Here is a 20,272-nt window from a genome sequence, read left to right as displayed (position 1 = left end):
GCCGCAGTCGACGGCGCCCGAAGCTGACCCTCTCCGGATCGTCCGGCGGACCCCGCAGGGGGAGGGTCGGCGAGTCCTCGGGGTCCCGTTTTGCACCACTGGGCTTTTCACCTCTGGAGAGGCTTCGAGGTACCGCCATGTCCAAAACGGCATACGTCCGCACGAAACCGCATCTGAACATCGGCACGATGGGCCACGTCGACCACGGCAAGACCACCCTGACCGCCGCCATCACCAAGGTCCTCGCCGAGCGCGGCGCGTCCACCTTCGTACCGTTCGACCGGATCGACCGGGCGCCGGAGGAGGCCGCGCGCGGCATCACCATCAACATCGCGCACGTCGAGTACGAGACCGACACCCGGCACTACGCGCACGTGGACATGCCGGGCCACGCCGACTACGTCAAGAACATGGTCACCGGGGCCGCGCAGCTCGACGGGGCAATCCTCGTCGTCTCCGCGCTCGACGGGATCATGCCGCAGACCGCCGAACACGTGCTGCTCGCCCGGCAGGTGGGCGTCGACCACATCGTGGTCGCGCTCAACAAGGCCGACGCGGGCGACGACGAGCTCACCGACCTGGTCGAGCTGGAGGTCCGCGAACTGCTCACCGCGAACGGCTACGGCGGCGACTCCGTGCCCGTCGTGCGGGTGTCCGGCCTCAAGGCCCTTGAGGGGGACCCCCGTTGGGCGGCGTCGATCGACGCGCTGCTCGACGCCGTGGACACGTATGTGCCCATGCCCGAGCGGTATCTGGACGCGCCGTTCCTGTTGCCGGTCGAGAACGTGCTCACGATCACCGGGCGCGGGACCGTCGTCACCGGTGCGATCGAGCGCGGCACGGTCCGGGTGGGCGACCGGATCGAAGTGCTCGGGGCCGCCGTCGACACGGTGGTCACCGGCCTGGAGACCTTCGGCAAGCCCATGGCGGAGGCCCAGGCAGGCGACAACGTGGCGCTGCTGCTGCGCGGTGTCCCACGCGACGCGGTCCGCCGCGGGCACATCGTCGCGGCGCCCGGCAGCGTCGTCCCCAGCCGCCGTTTCTCGGCGCAGGTGTACGTCCTGTCGGCCCGCGAGGGCGGCCGTACGACCGCCGTGTCGACCGGCTACCGGCCGCAGTTCTACATCCGCACCGCGGACGTGGTCGGTGACATCGACCTCGGCGAGACGGCGATCGCGAGGCCGGGGGACACCGTCACCATGTCGGTCGAGCTGGGCCGTGAGGTCCCGTTGGAGCCGGGGCTCGGCTTCGCGATCCGCGAGGGCGGGCGGACGGTGGGGGCCGGGACGGTGACGGAGGTGGGTTGAGCGGCGTCGGTTGAGTGGAGTGGGTTGAGTGGAGTGGGTGCCCGTCCCTTCGGGGGCGGGCACCCCTGTGCGTTCCAGGGCGAACTGTCCTCTGCGGCCCAGGTCAGGGGCTCGTAACCGTGATTGTCAGTGGCGTGCGCAAGACTTGATCGCGGCGGCAGTTGTGGCGAGGCGTGGGGAAGGCGGAGACACCATGGCGGGCAAGGCAGTTGTACTCGGTGGCGGGGGCAGCAGCGGGATCGGCTGGATGGCCGGGGTGCTGTACGGGCTGGGCGAGTCCGGCGTCGATCTCAGCGACGCCGATGTCGTGATCGGCACGTCGGCGGGTTCGACGGTCGGTGCCCAGCTGCGGGCCGGCACGCTCAAGGAGGTCTACGAGCGTCAACTCGCCGCCCCCGAGGGCGAGATCCCCGGTCGACTCGGTATCAGCCTGCTGCTCCGCTATGCCTGGGCGACGGTGACCTCGCGTACCCCCGAGGCGTACGGGCGGAAGATCGGCCGTATGGCGCTCGCCGCCAGGACACCCGCCGCGGCGGCCCGGCGCGCCGCGATCGAGACCCGGCTCGTCTCACCGGAGTGGCCCGACCGCGCGTTGCACATCACGGCCGTCGACACGGTGACGGGTGAGTTGAGGGTCTTCGACAAGGGCAGCGGGGTGCCGCTCGGCGACGCCGTGGCCGCCAGCTGTGCGGTCCCTGGCGTGTGGCCGCCGGTCACGATCGAGGACCGTCGCTGGATCGACGGCGGTATCCACTCGGCGGCCAACGCGCAGCTCGCCGAGGGGTACGACCAGGTCGTCGTCCTCGCGCCGATAACCCTCGGGGGCGGTCCTCTGGTGTCTCCGTCGGCCCAGACCCGGCGACTGGTCGAGCAGGGCGCCCGCGCGGTCGTCGTCTCGCCGTCCCCGGAAGCGAAGCAGGCGTTCGGCCGCAATCCGCTCGACCCGTCGGTGCGGGCGGCTGCGGCGCGGGCGGGGCGGGAACAGGCGGCGGCGCATGTGGGGGAGGTGGGGGAGGTCTGGGGGTCTTGACGGGCCGACCCAACGAATCCCCGCCCAAGTCCACCGCCGCCCAAGTCCACCCCGCCCAAGTCCACCGCCGCCGCAGGCCCGGCACAATGGAACCGTGAACGAGCCACTACCCGTGAACGAGCCGATACCCGTGACCCGGGACGTTGATCACGGGACCGCGAAACTCATGCCCGACGTCGACCGGGAGCGGGCCTGGTTGCTGACCGTCGACGGGGCACCGCAGTCCTACGTCGACCTGGACGAGCCGACCCACCTGGAGTTCGAGTACACGCGGCGGCTCGGGCATGTGCTGGACACCCTCGCGGAACCGGGGCGCCCGCTGGACGTGCTGCACCTGGGTGGCGGGGCGTTCACGTTGCCCCGGTACGTGGCGGCGACCCGGCCCGGTTCGCGGCAGGACGTGGTCGAGGCCGACCGGGGGCTGCTGGAGCTGGTCACCGAGCACGTGCCGTTGCCGGAGGGCGCCGGTGTCACCGTGCACGGCGCCGATGCCCGCGCCTGGCTGGAGGCGGCGCCGGACGGTTCGGCGGACGTGATCGTCGCCGATGTCTTCGGCGGTTCACGGGTTCCGGCGCACCTCACGTCCGTGGCGTACGCCCGGGAAGCCGAGCGGGTCCTGCGTGCCGACGGCGTCTACCTCGCCAACCTCGCGGATGCCGCTCCCTTCACCTTCCTGCGGGCCCAACTCGCCACGTTCGGTTCGGTGTTCAAGGAGCTGGCGCTGATCGCGGAACCGGCCGTACTGCGCGGACGCCGCTTCGGCAACGCGGTGCTCGTCGCCGCCCACCGCCCGGTCGACACGGTGGCCGTGACCCGGCTCGTGGCCTCGGACGCGTTTCCGGCGCGGCTCGAACACGGGGCCGCGCTGCGGGAGTTCATCGGCGGGGCGCGGGCGGTCCGGGACGAGGACGCCGTTCCGTCACCCGAGCCCCCCGACGGAGCGTTCGGCATCGGCTGATCCGTTCGCGGCCGGTTCCGGCTTCGCCTCTTTCTCTTCCTTCTCCTCTTTTTTCTCCTCAGGCACCGATCCGGTGTGTCGCCGCAGGTTCCGTACCTCCGGCACGCACAGCACCGCCCCTGTGACCACCGTGACCAGAGCCGCGCATCCCCACAGCGCCGCCGTACGCCCGAAGGCCGATTCCGTGGGGCCTGCCGCCGCTGCGGCGAGCGGCATCAGCGCGATCGAGCCGAACCAGTCGTAGGCCGAGATCCTGGAGAGTTTTTCCTCGGGGATCTCCTGGTGGAGTGCGGTCATCCAGCTCACCCCGAACACCTCCACCGTCGCACCCGCGACGAACATCACCGCGAAGAGGACTCCGATCGGGACCGGTACCGCGAGGGCGGCGGACGGGAGAGCCAGGGGGAAGATGCCGAGCATGCCCGCGAGGAGCAGGCGGCGGGGTTTCCAGCGGGTCATCAGGAGGGCGCCGGCGACCGTGCCCGCGCCGAACGCGGCCAGGGCCAGGCCCCACGGACCCGCGCCGCCGAGGCTGTCGCGGGCGACGAGCGGGCCGTAGACCGCGTCCGCCGCGCCGACCACCGCGTTGGCGATGGAGAACGCCACGACGATGGACCACAGCCACGGGCGGCCGATGAACTCCCGCCAGCCGTCCCGGAGATCGGCGAGCATGCCGCCGCCCGGTGCGCGCGGCGCGATGTGGCTCACGTCGAGGAAGGAGCGGAGTCCGCCGGCCACCGCGAACGCCGCCGCGTCCACCGCGAGCACCCACCCCGGGCCGACCGCCGCGACCAGCGCGCCGCCGAGCGCCGCGCCGCCCAACGACGCGCCCTGCATCGCCATCCGGAACACCGCGAACGCCCGGCCCGCCTGTTCGCCGCTCACCGTGGACATCAGCATGCCCTCGGCCGCCGGGCCGAAGAACGCCTGGCCGGTTCCGCCGAGCGCGGTCAGCAGCATCATCTGCCAGATGCGCGGCTCGCCGGTGAGGACGAGCACCGCGAAGGCCGCCTGCGACACACAGCTCAGCGCGTTGGCCGCGACCATGACGTGGTGCCGGGGCACCCGGTCCGAGATCGCGCCGCCGATCAGCAGGAACAACACCAGCGGCAGCGTGCGCGAAGCGGCCACCAGACCCACGTCACCGCTGTCGCCGCCCGCGTCCAGCACCGCGAACGCGGCGGCGATCAGCGCGCCGTTGCCACCGAGACCGGTCGCCACCGCGGCGGCGGTCAGCAGCGTGTAGTTGCGGCCCGCCCAGTCGGGTCGGCGCGGCCGACGAGGGGTGGGGGCGGGGGCGACGGTCACCGGCCGACTATCGCCGCCCACGCCACACCCCGCCAAACGGATTGCCGTCGGAATCGAGCCGAACGGTCAACCACCAAGGGCCGACAGACACAGCGTCAGCTCGTGCTGCCCGTCGGGTCCCCGTGCAGTCGTACGGTGCTCAGGATCTGCTGGATCGTGGCGTCGGGGATCTCCTCGCTCACACCCTTCGCGCCGTAGAGCGTCCAGGAGACGAAGTCGCCCGCCGAGTTCTTGAAGGCGAACGACGTCGCCTTGCCGTCGGAGGAGCACTTGCCGGACTTCGGGACGCCGGACGTGTACGAGGTCGCGACGCTGCCCGCGACACCCGACTTCGTCGTGTACGACTTCGCCGTGCCGATCTTCAGGTACTTCTTCGACGAGTCCTTCTGGTCCGTGTACCCGCCGAACGCGAACGCCGCCGCGTCACCGCGCGCGGTGCTCGCGGTGTCCTTCGCGCCGTCCTCGCCCTTGGTGCCGCTCGATGCCAGCGACGAGGTCTCCTTCGTGCCGTCCTTGTTGTCGTCGGACTCGCAATAGTTCTGCTTCAGGTAGGCGGGCGCCGAGAAGCCGATGTACGGGGAGCCGTCGCCCTTCACCTCGTCCTCGAAGAAGGTGAAGGTGCCCGGCTTGCCGACCTCCCAGGTGGCGGGGACGTCGAAGGCGGTGCCGTACTTCTGGTTGACGACGACCTTCCAGCCCGCGATCGTCGGCTTCTCGGTCTCGTTGCCGCGCGGGTTGTCGTCCGAACCGGAGGACGCTGCACTCGGGTCCGCGGACGCCGACGGCGACTGGCTCGACGTGTCCTTGCCGCCGTCCGCCTTGTCGTCCTTGTCGCCGCCCAGGACCAGATAACCGGTCACACCCGCGGCCACGACGACGGCCGTGGCGGCGATGATCGCGACCAGTTTCGTCCGGTTCCCGCCACCCCCGCCCTGCGGCGGCTGCGGTCCACCTGCCGGGCCCTGCGGGCCCCACTGCGGTTGCTGCCCATAGGGATTGGGCTGCTGGTAGCCGGGCTGCTGATACGGATTCGGCTGTTGGTACCCCGGCTGCTGGTACGGGTTGTTCTGCGGGTTCTGCTCGCCCCCGGGCGGCTGCTGTCCTGGCCACATGGGCAGTAACCCTAGTGCGGCGTCGGACACGGTTGGGTCACCGCCCCTTGTCAGGGTCGTACCAAGTTGAAGCATGACGGGTGTGTGCGGGCGCACACATCTGGCCAGACTTGGCTACCCGTGAGTAACATGCCCTTCATGAGCGCAGATCAGATGTCCATAGGCGAGTTGCTGGCCGCCACGGTGCCGATGGTTCGCACGCTGAACCTGGAGTACCTGGAGACCAGCCCGGAGCGGGCCGTGCTGTCCCTGCCGGACCAGAGCGAGTACCGCAACCACGTCGGCGGGCCGCACGCCGGCGCGATGTTCACCCTCGGCGAGTCCGCCAGCGGTGCGATCGTGCTCGCCGCCTTCGGCGACCAGCTCTCGAGGGCCGTGCCGCTCCCGGTCAACGCCGAGATCGCGTTCAAGAAGATCGCCCTCGGTCCGGTGAAGGCGACCGCGACCCTGGGCCGCCCCGCCGCCGACGTCGTCGCCGAACTCGACGCGGGCCGGCGCCCCGAGTTCCCGGTCACCGTCGCCATCCAGCGCGAGGACGGCGCGGTGACTGGCGAGATGACGGTCACCTGGACACTCCGGCCGAACGGCTGATCAGCTCAACTCGGCTCAGCTCGGCTCAACTTCGTTACGGGGGCCCGGTCATCGGCTATGGATGACCGGGCCCCCGTGTGCGTGGTGCGGGTGTGCTTCAGGCCGCGATCCGCGCGCCCTCACTCCCGCCGGCCTTGCTACTCCCGCCGTTCCCGTCGCTCTCGGCGGCCTGTCCGCTCTCCAGCCCCGCCACGAACTCCTTGAGCCACGCGACGAATTCGGGCCCCAGGTCGTCGCGGTCGCAGGCCAGCCGGACCACTGTGCGCAGGTAGTCGGCCTTGTCGCCGGTGTCGTAGCGCAGGCCCTTGAAGACGACTCCGTGGACGGTGCCTTCGGTGGCCAACTCCTGGAGGGCGTCGGTGAGTTGGATCTCGCCGCCGCGGCCGGGCGGGGTGCGCTCCAGGGTGGGGAAGATCGCGGGGTCGAGGACGTAGCGGCCGATGACGGCGTACCGGCTCGGGGCGTCCTCGCGGGACGGCTTCTCGACCAGGCCGGTGACGCGTACGACACCCTCCTCGCCGGTCGGCTCCACGGCCGCGCAGCCGTACAAGTGGACTGATTCCTCAGGGACTTCCATCAGGGCGACCACGCTGCCCGCGTACCGCTCGCGGACGTCCAGCATCTGGCTGAGCAGGGTCTCGCGCGGGTCGATCAGGTCGTCGCCGAGGAGGACGGCGAACGGCTGGTCGCCGACGTGGTGGCGGGCGCAGAGCACCGCGTGTCCGAGGCCGAGCGGGTCGCCCTGGCGGATGTGGTGGATGTCGGCGAGGCGCGCGGGATCGCGTACGGCGTCCAGGCGCACGGTGTCGCCCTTGGCGGCCAGCGCCTGTTCGAGTTCGAAGGCGTGGTCGAAGTGGTCCTCGATGGCGCGCTTGTGCCGGCCGGTGACCATCAGGATGTCGTCGAGCCCGGCCGCCGCGGCCTCCTCGACGACGTACTGGATCGCGGGCTTGTCGACGACCGGGAGCATCTCCTTCGGCGTCGCCTTCGTCGCGGGCAGGAACCGCGTGCCGAGCCCGGCGGCCGGTACGACCGCCTTGCGGACCGTGGGGGCGGGGGCGGATACGGGGGTGGCTGAGGAGTGGGGGGCGATCATGCGGCCCATGGTGGCCCACGGCGATGAGAGCACCCCGAGAGAAACTTCGGAGTTCCCTGTGTGCCGCCCTTAGTTCGCCCGGGAGTTGGAGATTTGGTGGAGACGCCTGTGGATACCGGCGGTAACCAATCTGAATTCGCTGCGTTTTGAACATCGGTCACTCGAACTCCTTGTTTCCTGTCAGCCGCTTGTGCGAGTGTGAGCCACCCCGTGAGACCGGCTGTCAGTAGACACCGGAAGGCAATGGTCAGCGTCCCTTCCGGCGCCTTCTGACATCTCATAGGTATGCACCAATCAAGCACCTGCTTTCCGAGGGCGGACATTCGGTGTGCCGTCCTGCGGCTTGGAAGGAAATGGTTCCGTGCAATCCCCCTACCCCCCACGCCCGCCGTTCCCGCCCCGCCCCGGATCGACCCCGGGGGAGTCCGACCGCAATCTCGTGGCGCAACTCGGCGATAAGGCGGCGGGTACCCGTGCCATGGCACTGCTGCTGGCACGTCACTGGCAGGCGACAAGCGAATATGCGGTCATCTGTCTTGCCTCCGCCGAGAGTTCGGCGTCCATGGTGGCCAGCGCCGCCTTCCACCAGGTACTGGCGGGGCGGGCGACCGGCGGCGCGCTGCGTCCCCAACTCCTTGTAGCGGTAAGGGAGATGGTGAAGAAGTGGGCGGCGGAGGAGCGAATTGCCGCCTACTTGCCGGAACTTCGTAAGCCCACCGGTGCCCGAGGTCTACGCGCGGCGAGGCCCGGCACCTCGGAAAGGCGGAAGCTCGCGGAACGTGCTTTCGGCGCACTCTCCGGTGCCTCCCAATGCCTGCTGTGGCACACCGAGGTCGAGGCCGAACCCATATCCGTACCGGCCGGTCTGCTGGGCGTGGACGAGGTCACCGCGACCGCCGCGCTGGACCAGGCGCGAGAGCAATTCCGACAGGGCTGTGCACGTGCCCATAGGGAACTCGCGCCCACCGCGGAATGCCGTCACTACAACCGACTCCTCGACGTCCCGATCCGCCGCGGCGGCAGTCTGTTGCCCGATGTGCAACGGCATCTCATGACGTGCCGCTACTGCCGTTTCGCCGCGGAGCAGTTGAGCCATTTCGAGGGCGGCCTCGAAGTGCTGCTCGCCGAGACCGTCCTCGGCTGGGGCGCCCGCCGCTACCTCGACTCGCGGCCCGGCCGTGAGACCCCCGAGTCCACGGCCCGCGCCGCCCGCCGTCCGATGGGCCGCCACCGCCCCACGCCCGACGGTCGGTTGGCCTTCCCGCGCAGGCACCCCAAGGTCGCGCTCGTGGGCGTGGGCCTGACCTCCCTCGCCCTGCTCGCGACCGTGCTCGCCACCAAGGGATGGACCGAAGGGGGCAACTCGCCTGATCCACACGTCACTTGGGGTGCGGCCAGTGGCAGTTCGACCCGCCCGAGCCCTGTCGGGGCGCCCTCGTCCGACGGTTCCGCCGCTTCCGCGTCCGCCGCCGGCGCCGACGGGGGAATCGCGGGAGTCGTCCAGCAGGGCGTCCTGCGCAGCCTCGCCTCCGGCCTGTGCCTCGACATCCCGGGCGGCCAGGTGCGGTCCGGCGCAGTCGTCACCATGGCGGCCTGCTCGACCGCCGGGTCCCAGCAGTGGTCGTACGACCAGGACGGTCTGCTGCGCAGCCTCACCGACCCGGGGCTCTGCCTCGACACCGACACCACCGCGCGCACGGTCACTCTCGACGGCTGCCTGGTGCACGCGGGCGAGGTGCACTACGACCTGACGGTGCGCGGCGAGTTCCTGCTCCGCTGGAGCCAGGGGCTGGCCGTCGCTCCCGCGAGCGCGAAGGCCGGGGCGCGGGTCGTGGTGACGGACCGGGACGGGTCGGCCGGGCAGCGGTGGGCGCTGGAATCCGGCGTCGACGCGCGGGTGAAGCAGGGCGAACCGGACGGAAAGGGGGAGGCGGACGGGAAGAGCGGGACGCCGGGGAGTGGCGCGGCGACGGTGCCCGGTTCGCCCGAGGGGGCGCCCCAGGGAGACGTGCCGCAGTCGCTTCCCACGGACGTTCCGCAACAGGGCGACCCGCGGTACGCGCCCCGCGCCGCCCAGGTCGCCTGCTGCGACGAACCGGCGCCGGAACCCGAGCCTTCGGGTGCCGGATCCGGCGGTGGCGGCGTCGACGCCGTGCAACCGCTGACGACGGTTGTCGCGGCTGTCGTGGACACCGTCACCTCCCTCGTACCGTCCCTCGTCCCGTCCCTTCACTGAGCCACCCGCGGGGTCACCCCACGCGGGTGGCCCCGCAGCTCTTTCACCCTTCGGTTCTTGTCGCCGCCCCGCCGATTCCTGTGCATGTCATTGACACGAGTCAGTGACGGTCATAGTTTTCCCGCCGCGCCAGTGGTGCCTGACGGGACGTCAAGTCGGTAGGGACGCGTGGTGCGTTCGGATGCCGAACGCGGACCGGGTGCCGAGACGCATCTGCGGTCCACGACGTCGTGCCCGCACACCGAAGGACGAAGGAGTGACGGCTCATGACCGACACCGTGTCCCGCCGATCCGCCCTGCGACTGCTGGGCGGCGCGATCGCGGTGGCCAGCGCGGCCACCACCGGACTCGTCTCCCCGTCGCACGCCTACGCGCAGGCCAGACCCGAGGCGGGCGCCGGCCCCCGCGTCGAAGGACTCCTGGCGAAGCTCACCCTCGACGAGAAGATCTCCCTCCTGCACGGCGCCACCGACCCGAACTCGCTCGGCCAGGCCGGTTACATCCCCGGCGTCCCGCGCCTGAAGATCCCGCCGCTCCGGCTCACCGACGGACCGGCCGGCGTCCGCGTCACCGCACACGCCACCGCCCTCCCTGCGCCCGTCCTGCTCGCCTCCGCCTTCGACCCCGAACTCGCCCGCCGCTACGGCCAGGTCGTCGGCCGCGAGGGTCGCGCGCTGGGCCAGGACGTCCTGCTCTCCCCGATGGTCAACCTCATCCGCACCCCGTACGCGGGCCGAAACTTCGAGACCCTCAGCGAGGATCCGCTGCTCGCCGGTGACCTGGTCGCCGCCGAGATCCAGGGCATCCAGGGCGAGGGACTCATCGCGACCGTCAAGCACTTCGCGATGAACAACCAGGAGAAGGACCGCGGCTCCATCGACGTGCGGGTCGACGAACAGACCATGCACGAGATCGAGTTGCGCGGTTTCGAAGCGGCCGTCGGCGCCGGCACCGGCGCGGTGATGGGCGCCTACAACAAGGTCAACGGCACCTTCGCCTGCGAGAACAAGACCCTCCTCACCGACATCCTGCGTGGCCGATGGGGCTTCGAGGGCTGGGTGATGACCGACTGGTTCGCCGCGCACAGCACCGTCGCCGCGATCACCGCCGGCCTCGACATGGAGATGCCGGACGGGACTTACTTCGGCGCGCCCCTCAAGTCGGCCGTGCAGAACGGGAGTTTGCCCGAGCGGTATGTCGACCGCGCGGTGCGCCGGATCCTCGGGGTCATGGACCGGTTCGGGCTCCTCGACGGCAGAGTGCCGCCGCGTCCCGCCCGCGACGCGAAGGCGGGCGCGGCCGTAGCGCTGGAGGTCGCCAAGGCCGGCGCGACCCTGCTCCGCAACGAGAACCGCACCCTCCCGCTGACCAGCGGCGGCACCATCGCGGTGATCGGCCCGACCGGCACCCTGCCCTTCGTGAGCGGCGGCGGCAGCGCGCATGTCGTACCGGATCACGCGGACAGCCCGCTCGACGCGATCAAGGCGCGGGCCGGTGCGCGGACCCGGGTGACCTACGCGCTCGGCGAGGACCTGTTCGGCAAGGCCATCCCCGCGTCCTCGCTCACGCCCGCCTTCGACAGCGAGGGTCAGCGGGTGGAGGCGGGCGGGACCTGGGAGTACGACGGCTCGCTCACCGTGACCGGGTCCGACGAGTGGACGTTCGTCCTGCACTTCTCCTCCGCCCCCACTGCCCGCCCCAAAGTCCTCCTGGACGGCGAGGAGTTGTTCCCGCTCGCGGCCGGATACGGCGAGTACTTCTCCGGCGGCCTGGTCTCGGCCGACCCCGACGGCCTCTCCGTCCGCCGCAAGACCCTCACCCTCGCCAAGGGCGCCCACACCCTGAAGATCACCGCCGAGGGCGGCGACGCGGGACTGCTGTTCCGGCTGCGGCGCATCACCGGCGAGACCCGCGCCCAGGACGTCGCCGAGGCGGTCACCGCGGCACGCGCCGCCCGCGCTGTCGTCCTGTTCGCCTACGAGGACGCCACCGAGGGCGTCGACCGCACCACCCTCGAACTCCCGGGAAACCAGGCCGACTTGATCGACGCGGTGACGGCCGCGAACCCGCACACCACGGTGGTCCTCAACACCTCGTCCTCCACGTCGATGCCATGGCTGGCGTGCACCGGCGCGGTCCTCCAGATGTACTACCCGGGCCAGGAAGGCGCCGCCGCCACGACCGCCGTCCTCTTCGGCGACTGCGACCCCGGCGGTCGGCTCACCCAGTCGTTCCCGGTCGACGACACCCACCACCCGGTCGCCGGGGACCCGCTCCGCTACCCCGGTGTGAACGGCATCGAGGAGTACTCGGAAGGCATCCACGTGGGCTACCGCTGGTACGACGCGGAGGGCGTCCGGCCCCTCTACCCCTTCGGCCACGGGCTGTCGTACACCTCCTTCTCCTACGAGGACGCGTCGGCGCGGTGGAACGGACACGGGCTCGACGTCACCTTCACGGTCCGCAACACCGGCCGACGGGCGGGCGTGGCCGTTCCTCAGGTGTACGTCGGCCGCTCGCCGGAACTCCAACTCGACCAGGCGGTACGGGTGTTGGGCGGCTATCGGCGGCTCGCGCTGCGCGGCGGGGAGCGGCGGCGGGTTACCGTGCATGTCGATGCGCGTACTTTGTCGTCGTGGGACACGAAGCGGCACGCGTGGGTGCTCGGGAGCGGGCGGCGGGCTGTGTGGGTGGGGGCTTCGGCGGGGGATCTGCGGGTGCGGACGAGCGTCGACGTGAAGTAAGCAGCGGAGGGCACGGTCCACAAGGTAAGGTAAGCCTTACTTAACTTGGTGGAATCGTTGGAGGAGTGCTCTCGGCATTCCCCTGGAGGCCCTTATGGCGGACAACCCCAGCGCTCTGACTCTCACCCGGGTGCGGCTCGGTGCCGGTGGGCCGCTCGCCCGGGTGCGGGTGGCGGACGGCCGGATCACTCACGTCGTACCGGAGACGGACGCGGGCTCCGGCGCCGAGGTCGACGGTGGGCGTCAACTCGACCTCGACGGGCGGGTGTTGCTCCCCGGCCTCTGGGACGCCCACGTCCACCTGGCGGAGTGGGCGAGCGCCCGGCACCGTCTCGACCTCGCCGGGACGGTGTCCGCACAGGCCGTCGCCGACCTCGTCCGGGAGCGGGCCGGGGCGGCCGACGGCGCGGTGCTCTACGGGTACGGGTTCCGGGACGGGCTGTGGGCCGATGCCCCGCACAAGGCGCTGCTGGACGCGGTGTTGCCCGATCGGCCGGTCGCTCTGGTCAGCGCCGATCTGCATGCCGCGTGGCTCAACTCCGCCTGCCTCGCCCTCGTCGGCCGAGGCGACCACCCCACCGGCCTGATCAGGGAACACGAGGCCCACGAGGTTCTCTCCGCGCTCCCCGCGGCGCCGGACGACGTGGTCGACGGCTGGATCGAGGACGCCTGCCGGGCCGCCGCCGCGCGCGGGGTCACCGGCGTCATCGACTTCCAGTTCGGCGACACGGTCGCGGACTGGGAACGGCGTTCGGCCCGATTCCGGCCCGCCGTACGGGTGTCGGCCGCGGTGTACCCGAGTTACCTGGACGCGGCGGTCAAGCGTGGGCTGCGTACGGGGGACGCCGTCGGCGCGGACGGGAGCCTGGTCCGGGTGGGGCCGCTGAAGCTCTTCACGGACGGTTCGCTCAACACCCGTACGGCCCTGTGCCGTGACCCCTACCCGGGACTTGAGGACACGGACGGCGCCCACGGCATCGAGGAGACGGCCCCTGGCGAGCTCGTACGGCTCATGCGGCACGCCTCCGCGCACGGCATCGAACCCGCCGTGCACGCCATCGGCGACCGTGCCAACACCGTTGCCCTGGACGCCTTCGAGGCGGTGCGCTGCCGCGGCCGGATCGAGCACGCGCAGTTGCTCAGTCCTCAAGACCTCCCGCGATTCGCCCAGTTGGGGGTCACGGCGGGCGTGCAGCCCCGGCATGCGACCGACGACCGTGACGTGGCGGACCGGCACTGGGCCGGACGCACCGAGCGCGCCTTCCCCTACGGTGACCTGCTCGCCGCCGGGGCCCGGCTGGAGTTCGGCTCGGACGCTCCCGTCTCACCGCTCGACCCCTGGCTCGCCATCGCGGCCGCCGTCAACCGCACCGACGACGAACGCCCCGCCTGGCATCCGGAGCAACGCCTGTCCGTACCGGACGCGTTGGTCGCGGCGGCCCGCGGACGCCGGCTCATCCGCGTCGGCGACCCGGCCGACCTGGTGGTCGTCGACGCGGACCCCCTGGACGCCGATCCGGACACCCTGCGCGCGATGCCCGTGCACGCCACGATGACGAACGGCCGCTGGACGCATGGGACTTACTGAGCCGCTGCCGCGCTCACCCTTCCCCACGACGACCGACGACCGGTGAGAGGCCGACGCGTATATGCCGACATCCGACATGATCCCGTACGTCATGCCCGGCCCCGCCGCGCTGCCCCCGGACCGGACGGGCTGGGCCATCGACCCGGGGCGCGCGGCGCTGGTGGTCCTGAACGTCCAGAACCACTTCCTGCACGTTCTGCGGGAGTCCTCCGCGCCGGTCGGTGAACTCCTCGCCGGAGTGGGCCTGTTGACGGAGTCGGCGCGGGCGGCCGGCATCCCCGTCCTGTACACCCTCAAGACCGCCGAGCGGGAACCGGACGGCCGGGAGTCCAGCTTCGGGCATCCACGCCTGCCCGGCAGCGAGGACTCCCGTGGCGTCGTGGACGCGATCCGGCCGCAGGTCGGCGACAGCGTGCTGGTCGCGAAGCGGTTCAGCGCCTTTGCCGGGACCCGGCTGCGGCGCAGGCTCGCGGAGTTGGGCCGCGACCAGCCGGTGATGGTCGGGGTGTTCGCGCGCACCCAGGTGCTGCTGACGGCGGCCGACGCGTGGATGCAGGACATGGAACCGTTCGTCGTCGCGGACGCGGTCGCCGACCGGGCGCACGACGATCACCGGATGGCGATGGACTGGATCGCCGCGACCTGCGGGGCGGTCAGGACCGTACGAGGCGTGGCGGACGTGTTCGGCGGACCCGGTCCTAGACACCGCGAAGGTGGTCGGCCCTCAACGCCGCCGAGGTGACCGAGGTTTGACCAGCGGCGGCCGGCAGGCACAGACAGAACCCCGGGCCCGGAAGGGACCGTACCCTCCGGGCCCGGGGAGTTCATACGGCGTCAGACGAGCAACTTCGCTCCCTGCACCGACCGGTGGATCTCCTCCGCGCGTACCGCGACCGTCGACAGCAGCGTGCTGGTCAGACCGTGGGTGTGCTCGGTGCCGCCCTGGAGGTAGAGGCCCGCGGTGACCTCGGGGACCGTCTCGACCCGGTGGTCCCGGCCGACGCGGACCTCGTCGCCGTCGTCCCGCAGGCAGAGCTTCGCCGCCTCGCCGAGCAGCGAACTCAGGTCCCGGGGCCGGTAACCGGTGGCGAGGACCAGCACATCGGCGGACAGCACCTGCTTCTCGCCGGTGGGCAGGAATTCCACGGCGATGTCGAGACCGCCGTCGGACGCGGGGTCGACGGCGCGGATCCGGGAGACGTTGAGGAAGCGCAGCCGTTCCCGTCCGGCCACCTTCTCCCGGTACGCGGTGGCGTACAGGGCCTCGATCAACTCCATGTCGACCACGGAGTAGTTGGTCGAGCGGTGGTAGTCGATGAGCGACTGCTTGACCTCGGACGGGGCCGAGAAGTAGACGTCCACCGCCTCCGGGTCGAAGATGCGGTTCGCGAACGGGCTGTCGTCGGCCGGGGTGTAGCCGTACTTGGCGAACACCGAGCACACCTCGGCGTCCGGGAAGGTGCGGTGCAGATAGTCCACCGCCTCGGCGGCGCTCTGCCCGGCGCCGAGCACCACGGCCCGCTGCACCGGCTTGCCCGCGTCGGCGAGTGCGGTCGCGCGGGGGATCAACTCGCTGTTGTGCCAGATCCGTTCGGCCAGTTCGAGACCCGGCGGAACGTGTGGCTCAAGTCCCATCGCCACGCTGATGTTGCGCGCCCGGCGGGTGATCGTCGTACCGGAACCCGCAGGGTCGCGGCTGGTGACGTCGAAGTAGGTGATCTCGCCGTCGTCGCCGCGCACCGGGTCGACGGCGACGACCTCGCTGCCGTAGGAGACCAGGTGGGAGACCCGCTCGGCCGCCCACTCGAAGTACTCGTGGAACTCCACGCGCAGCGGGAACAGGGTCTTCTGGTTCAGGAAGTCGATCAGTCTGCCCTGCTCGCGCAGGAAGCAGAGGAAGCTGTAGTCGCTGGTCGGATTCCGCAGCGTGACCAGGTCTTTGAGGAACGACACCTGCATGGTGGCGTCGTCGATCAGCATGCCCCGGTGCCAGCCGAAGCGCGGCTGGCGTTCCAGGAACAGGGCGTTGAGACGGCTGTCTGCCGGAAGGCTCTTGTTGTGCTCCTCAACCGCTATGGACAGAGCGAGATTTGACGGACCGAATCCGATTCCGAGTATGTCGTGGACCACTTCGGAATCCAGTAGCGGTGACTTCACCGTGGCATCGCCTCCCTCAGGCAGCCCAATGCTAGATAAGGTAAGGCTAACCTTGCAATGAGTCGTTGAAGGGAAGGACCGTCATGCGGGTCGTCATGCTCGGCTATCAGACCTGGGGTCACCGCACGCTGCAGGCGTTGCTGGACTCCGACCACGAGGTCGTTCTCGTCGTCACCCACCCGAAAAGTGAGCATGCCTACGAGAAGATCTGGGACGACAGCGTCGCCGAACTCGCCGAGAAGCACGACGTCCCCGTCCTGCTGCGCAACCGCCCCGACGACGCCGAACTCCTCGACGCCGTACGGGAAGCGCGGCCGGACATCATCGTCGCCAACAACTGGCGCACCTGGCTGCCGCCGGAGCTGTTCGACCTCCCGCCGCACGGCACCCTCAACGTCCACGACTCGCTGCTGCCGTCGTACGCGGGCTTCTCGCCGATCATCTGGGCGCTCATCAACGGCGAGCCGCGCGTCGGCGTCACCGCGCACCGCATGAACGGCGAACTCGACGCCGGGGACGTCCTGATCCAGCGCTCGGTACCGGTCGGACCCACCGACACGGCGACCGACCTGTTCCACCGGACCGTCGACCTCATCGCACCCATCGTGCGCGAGTCGCTCGACCTGATCGCCTCCGGCCGCGACGCCGGACAGTGGGTCCCGCAGGACCGCGGCCGCGCCAGCTTCTTCCACAAGCGCTCGGCCGAGGACAGCCGCATCGACTGGAGTTGGCCCGCGGAACGCCTGGAGCGCCTCGTACGGGCCCAGTCGGACCCGTACCCGAACGCGTACGCCTTCCACCGCGGCGAGCGGCTCAGGATCGTCTCCACGGCCGTCTCGGAGGGACGCTACGGCGGCACCCCGGGCCGGATCTTCATCCGCGAGGGCGACGGCGTGGTCATCGTGGCCGGCCCCGAGGCCCACACCGGGCGCAGCCAGGGGCTGTTGGTGCGCCGGGTGCGCACCGACGACGGCACCGAGTACGCGGCCGGCGACTACTTCCGCACGATGGGCGGGTACTTGACGTCCCGACCGTGATCGGTCGGCCCCACGTCGGCCGGCGGACTTCGGGGGTGGGGCGGGGGTAGGGGGTTCGGAAAAGTGTGACACTTCTCGCGAAAGTGTCACACTTTTTCGGAGACACCCGGCTGCCCGGCCGGGGAGTTGCCGTCGTGGTGGTGTCGCCCCAGCGGGATCACCAACGGCGTGCCGCTGACCGGGTCGGGCGTAATCCGGCAGCGCAGGTCGAAGACGTCCTCGACGGTCGCCTCGGTGACGACATCGGCGGGCGCGCCCTCGGCGACGATGCGGCCGGCCTTCATGGCGATGACGTGATCGGCGTACCGGCAGGCCTGGTTGAGGTCGTGCAGGACCATCACGATCGTGCGGCCCTCGCGCCGGTTGAGGTCCGTGATCAGGTCGAGTACGTCGATCTGGTGGGCGAGGTCGAGATAGGTGGTCGGCTCGTCGAGGAGCAGGATCGGGGTGCCCTGGGCGACGGCCATGGCGATCCACGCGCGTTGCCGCTGGCCGCCGGAGAGTTCGTCGACCGGGCGCTCGGCGAGGTCGGTGAGGCTGGTCGCTTCGAGGGCCGCGTGCACGGCTTCCTCGTCGGCCGCCGACCACTGCCGCCACCAGGTCTGGTGCGGGGAACGGCCCCGGCCGACCAGATCGAGCACGGTCAGGCCCTCCGGCGCCACCGGCGTCTGCGGCAAGATGCCCAGTTTGCGGGCGAGTTCGCGGGTGGGGACGGAGCGCAGCGCGACGCCGTCCAGCTCCACAACCCCCTGGCGCGGGGCCAGTAGCCGGGCGAGCGCCCGCAACAGGGTTGATTTCCCGCAGGCGTTGGCGCCGACGATGGCTGTGATCCGGCCGGTCGGCACGGTCAGGTTCAGGTTCTCGACCACGGGCCGTCCGTCGTAGGCGAGATGAAGATCACGTGCCCGCAACTCGGGCCCCGGGGCCGGTGCTTCTGATGTCCGCGGGGTGCGCGGGTCAGTGGTCGACATGCGATCAGCCTCCAGAGCCCGCGCGGTTGGCGCGGATGAGCAGCCACAGCAGGACCGGCGCGCCGAGGGCGCCGGTGACGATCCCGACCGGCAGTTCCGTCCCCGGGATCGCCTCGCGGGCGAGGAGATCGGAGCCGAGGACGACGAGCGCGCCGGTGAGACCGGAGACGAGCGGGGGCGGCGACGAGGTGCCCGCCAGCCGCTGGGCGATCTGCGGACAGGCCAGCGCGACGAACGCCACCGGACCGGCAGCCGCCGTACCGAAGGCGACCAGGCCCACCCCCGCCAACAGCAGTGCCAGCCGCACGGGTTGGACGGGTGTGCCGAGTCCGGCGGCCACGTCGTCGCCGAGCATGAGCGTGCGCATCCAGCGGCCCATGCCCAGGGTGATCGGCAGCAGCACGGCCAGGGCGATGGCCAGGGAGTCCACCTGGTTCCAGGTCCGGCCGTTGAGGTTGCCGACCAGCCAGCCGAGCGCCGCCTCCGCCTCGAAGCGATTGCCGCGCGCCACAAGGAAGTTGGTGGCACTGGAGCAGATCCAGGAGACCCCGATGCCGACGAGGATGATGCGGTACCCGGTGGCCCCGCCCTTCCATGCCAGCGCGTACACGAGCAGCGCGGTGGCCAGCGCGCCGAGCAACCCCAGCGTGGACAGCCCGAGTCCGCCGGTCCAGCCGAGAACTACCGCCGCCACGACGGCAGTTCCGGCGCCCTCGGTGAGCCCGATCATGTCGGGGCTGGCCAGCGGATTGCGGGTCATCGTCTGGAACACCGCCCCGGAGACCCCGAACGCGACGCCGACCAGCAGCCCGACGAGAGCGCGGGGCAGCCGTAGGTCCTGGACGACGATGACCGTGCCCGCGTCGCCCGAACCCCAGAGCGCGCGGATGACATCCGTGAAGGCCACGGGATAGTCGCCGATGGTCAGGCCCCAGCAGAACAGCAGGAACGCGCCGAGCGTGACGCCGACTCCCGTGAGCAGCAGGCGCGAACGCAGCACACCGGACACCGGGGGCACGGTCAGCCGGAACGGCCGGTTGCCCAGGGCGGCACGCGGGGGAGCGACAACGGGTGAGGGCACGCTCATACCTCCGCGAGCTTCCGGCGGCGGACCAGGACGATGAAGAACGGGCCGCCGAGGAAGGCGACGAGGACACCGGCCTGGATCTCGGTCGGGCGGTCCACCATCCGGCCCAGGATGTCGGCGGACAGCAGCAGCACGGGCGCGAGCGCGGCGGACAGCGGCAGCAGCCACCGGTAGTCGGGGCCGATCCCGGCGTACTGCGCGAGGACCCGCGCGATGTGTGGGACGACCAGACCGAGGAAGACCACGGGACCGATGACGGCGACGGACGCGCCGGTCAACAGCACGACGGCGGTGACCCCTTGGAGCCGTACCAGACCGAGCCGCCGTCCCAGCGAGGCGGCCACGTCGTCGCCGAGGGCCATGCTGTTGAGGGCGGGAGCGAGGGACAGGGCCAGTACGGCGCCCACGGCGAGGAAGGGCAGGATGCGCACCAGCTCGCCGGAGTCCTGGTCGGCGAGGGTGCCGGCCGACCAGAAGCGGTAGCGGTCGAGCGCGTCCTGGTCGGTGAGGACGATGGCGCTGGTGAACGACTGGAGCAGCGCGGTGATCGCGACCCCGGCGAGCGCCAGTTTCACCGGTGTGGCCCCGGACCCGCCCAGCCGCCCCAGGAAGAAGACCACGACACTCGCGACGAGCGCCCCGCCGAACGCGAACCACACATAGCCGTACAGCGAGGCCACCCCGAACACCCCGACCGCCACGACGATCGCGAAGGACGCCCCCGCGCTCACCCCGAGAATTCCCGGGTCCGCGAGCGGATTTCGGGTCAGGGCCTGCATCAGCGCGCCGGACAGACCGAGCGCGGCGCCCGTCGTCAGACCGAGCAGGGTGCGGGGCACGCGCACCGACCAGATGACGTTGTCGACGAGGCGGCTGGGCGGATGGCCCAGCACCGAGCGCACGACCTGGTCGAGCGGGACGCTGAGCGCGCCCAGGGCGATCGACAGCAGTGACAGCAGGACGAGGAGGGCGACGACCAGTGTCACCAGCACCGTGGTGCGAAGCCTTCTGCCTGAAGCCACTTTGCCGGTCTCCATGTCGTCTTCCGTG

At 71.0% G+C, this 20,272-nt stretch carries 16 protein-coding genes; 9 read left to right on the top strand and 7 right to left on the bottom strand.

The genetic code is table 11. The features are described from left to right. The first annotated feature begins 137 nt into the window (after window positions 1-137). From tuf to OG588_RS07470, 3 genes are all read left to right on the top strand, one after another. Complete coding sequence (tuf, locus tag OG588_RS07480) at window positions 138-1,307, top strand: elongation factor Tu (protein WP_405946601.1); 1,170 nt, start codon at window positions 138-140, stop codon at window positions 1,305-1,307. Window positions 1,308-1,500: 193 nt separating this feature from the next. Beyond that, on the top strand, window positions 1,501-2,337 hold the full coding sequence (locus tag OG588_RS07475; RefSeq protein ID WP_405946600.1) for a patatin-like phospholipase family protein: 837 nt from the start codon (window positions 1,501-1,503) through the stop codon (window positions 2,335-2,337). A 112-nt stretch (window positions 2,338-2,449) separates the two neighbouring features. Then, the gene (locus OG588_RS07470; RefSeq protein ID WP_405953069.1) at window positions 2,450-3,295 is read left to right on the top strand and encodes a spermidine synthase; all 846 of its coding nucleotides are present in this window, start codon (window positions 2,450-2,452) and stop codon (window positions 3,293-3,295) included. On the opposite strand, the gene OG588_RS07465 is transcribed toward OG588_RS07470, so the two are convergent. Further along, a complete protein-coding gene (locus OG588_RS07465) occupies window positions 3,257-4,603 on the bottom strand; it encodes an MFS transporter (protein WP_405946599.1) in 1,347 nt (448 codons plus the stop codon). The genes OG588_RS07470 and OG588_RS07465 overlap by 39 nt on opposite strands. A 95-nt stretch (window positions 4,604-4,698) precedes the next feature. After that, a complete protein-coding gene (locus tag OG588_RS07460) occupies window positions 4,699-5,715 on the bottom strand; it encodes a hypothetical protein (RefSeq protein WP_405946598.1) in 1,017 nt (338 codons plus the stop codon). A 153-nt stretch (window positions 5,716-5,868) separates the two neighbouring features. On the opposite strand from OG588_RS07460, the gene OG588_RS07455 reads away from it, so the two are divergent. Beyond that, on the top strand, window positions 5,869-6,306 hold the full coding sequence (locus OG588_RS07455; protein ID WP_405953068.1) for a DUF4442 domain-containing protein: 438 nt from the start codon (window positions 5,869-5,871) through the stop codon (window positions 6,304-6,306). A 97-nt stretch (window positions 6,307-6,403) separates the two neighbouring features. Here the strand turns inward: OG588_RS07455 and galU are convergent, their stop codons facing one another. After that, on the bottom strand, window positions 6,404-7,402 hold the full coding sequence (gene galU / locus OG588_RS07450; protein WP_405946597.1) for a UTP--glucose-1-phosphate uridylyltransferase GalU: 999 nt from the start codon (window positions 7,400-7,402) through the stop codon (window positions 6,404-6,406). A gap of 478 nt (window positions 7,403-7,880) precedes the next feature. Between galU and OG588_RS07445 the strand changes: the two genes are divergently transcribed. From OG588_RS07445 to OG588_RS07430, 4 genes are all read left to right on the top strand, one after another. Next, complete coding sequence (locus OG588_RS07445) at window positions 7,881-9,638, top strand: RICIN domain-containing protein (RefSeq protein ID WP_405953067.1); 1,758 nt, start codon at window positions 7,881-7,883, stop codon at window positions 9,636-9,638. Window positions 9,639-9,904: 266 nt separating this feature from the next. Then, a complete protein-coding gene (locus OG588_RS07440; protein ID WP_405946596.1) occupies window positions 9,905-12,382 on the top strand; it encodes a beta-glucosidase in 2,478 nt (825 codons plus the stop codon). 94 nt (window positions 12,383-12,476) lie between these two features. Further along, entirely contained in the window at window positions 12,477-13,970 is a 1,494-nt protein-coding gene (locus OG588_RS07435) for an amidohydrolase (protein ID WP_405946595.1), read from the top strand. A 61-nt stretch (window positions 13,971-14,031) separates the two neighbouring features. Beyond that, entirely contained in the window at window positions 14,032-14,712 is a 681-nt protein-coding gene (locus tag OG588_RS07430) for an isochorismatase family protein (RefSeq protein WP_405946594.1), read from the top strand. A 92-nt stretch (window positions 14,713-14,804) separates the two neighbouring features. Here OG588_RS07430 and OG588_RS07425 read toward each other — a convergent pair whose 3' ends face one another. Beyond that, window positions 14,805-16,127, bottom strand: a complete 1,323-nt coding sequence (locus OG588_RS07425; protein ID WP_405946593.1) for a lysine N(6)-hydroxylase/L-ornithine N(5)-oxygenase family protein — start codon at window positions 16,125-16,127, stop codon at window positions 14,805-14,807. An 83-nt stretch (window positions 16,128-16,210) separates the two neighbouring features. Between OG588_RS07425 and OG588_RS07420 the strand changes: the two genes are divergently transcribed. Next, window positions 16,211-17,164: a methionyl-tRNA formyltransferase gene (locus OG588_RS07420; protein WP_405946592.1), complete on the top strand. Its 954-nt coding sequence runs from the start codon at window positions 16,211-16,213 to the stop codon at window positions 17,162-17,164. An 86-nt stretch (window positions 17,165-17,250) separates the two neighbouring features. Here OG588_RS07420 and OG588_RS07415 read toward each other — a convergent pair whose 3' ends face one another. The 3 genes from OG588_RS07415 to OG588_RS07405 are packed head-to-tail and all read right to left on the bottom strand — an operon-like array spanning window position 17,251 to window position 20,259. Beyond that, window positions 17,251-18,135 carry an ABC transporter ATP-binding protein gene (locus OG588_RS07415; RefSeq protein WP_366094083.1) on the bottom strand — a complete coding sequence of 295 codons (885 nt, stop codon included), beginning with the start codon at window positions 18,133-18,135 and terminating at the stop codon, window positions 17,251-17,253. 4 nt (window positions 18,136-18,139) lie between these two features. Beyond that, a complete protein-coding gene (locus OG588_RS07410; RefSeq protein ID WP_405946591.1) occupies window positions 18,140-19,222 on the bottom strand; it encodes a FecCD family ABC transporter permease in 1,083 nt (360 codons plus the stop codon). Next, on the bottom strand, window positions 19,219-20,259 hold the full coding sequence (locus OG588_RS07405) for an iron ABC transporter permease (RefSeq protein WP_266869321.1): 1,041 nt from the start codon (window positions 20,257-20,259) through the stop codon (window positions 19,219-19,221). Before OG588_RS07405 ends, OG588_RS07410 begins: the two co-directional genes overlap by 4 nt. Window positions 20,260-20,272 lie beyond the last annotated feature (13 nt).

It is taken from the genome of Streptomyces prunicolor (assembly GCF_045162825.1).
Classification (GTDB): Bacteria; Actinomycetota; Actinomycetes; order Streptomycetales; family Streptomycetaceae; genus Streptomyces; species Streptomyces prunicolor.
This window is presented reverse-complemented; position numbering and strand designations above follow the sequence as displayed.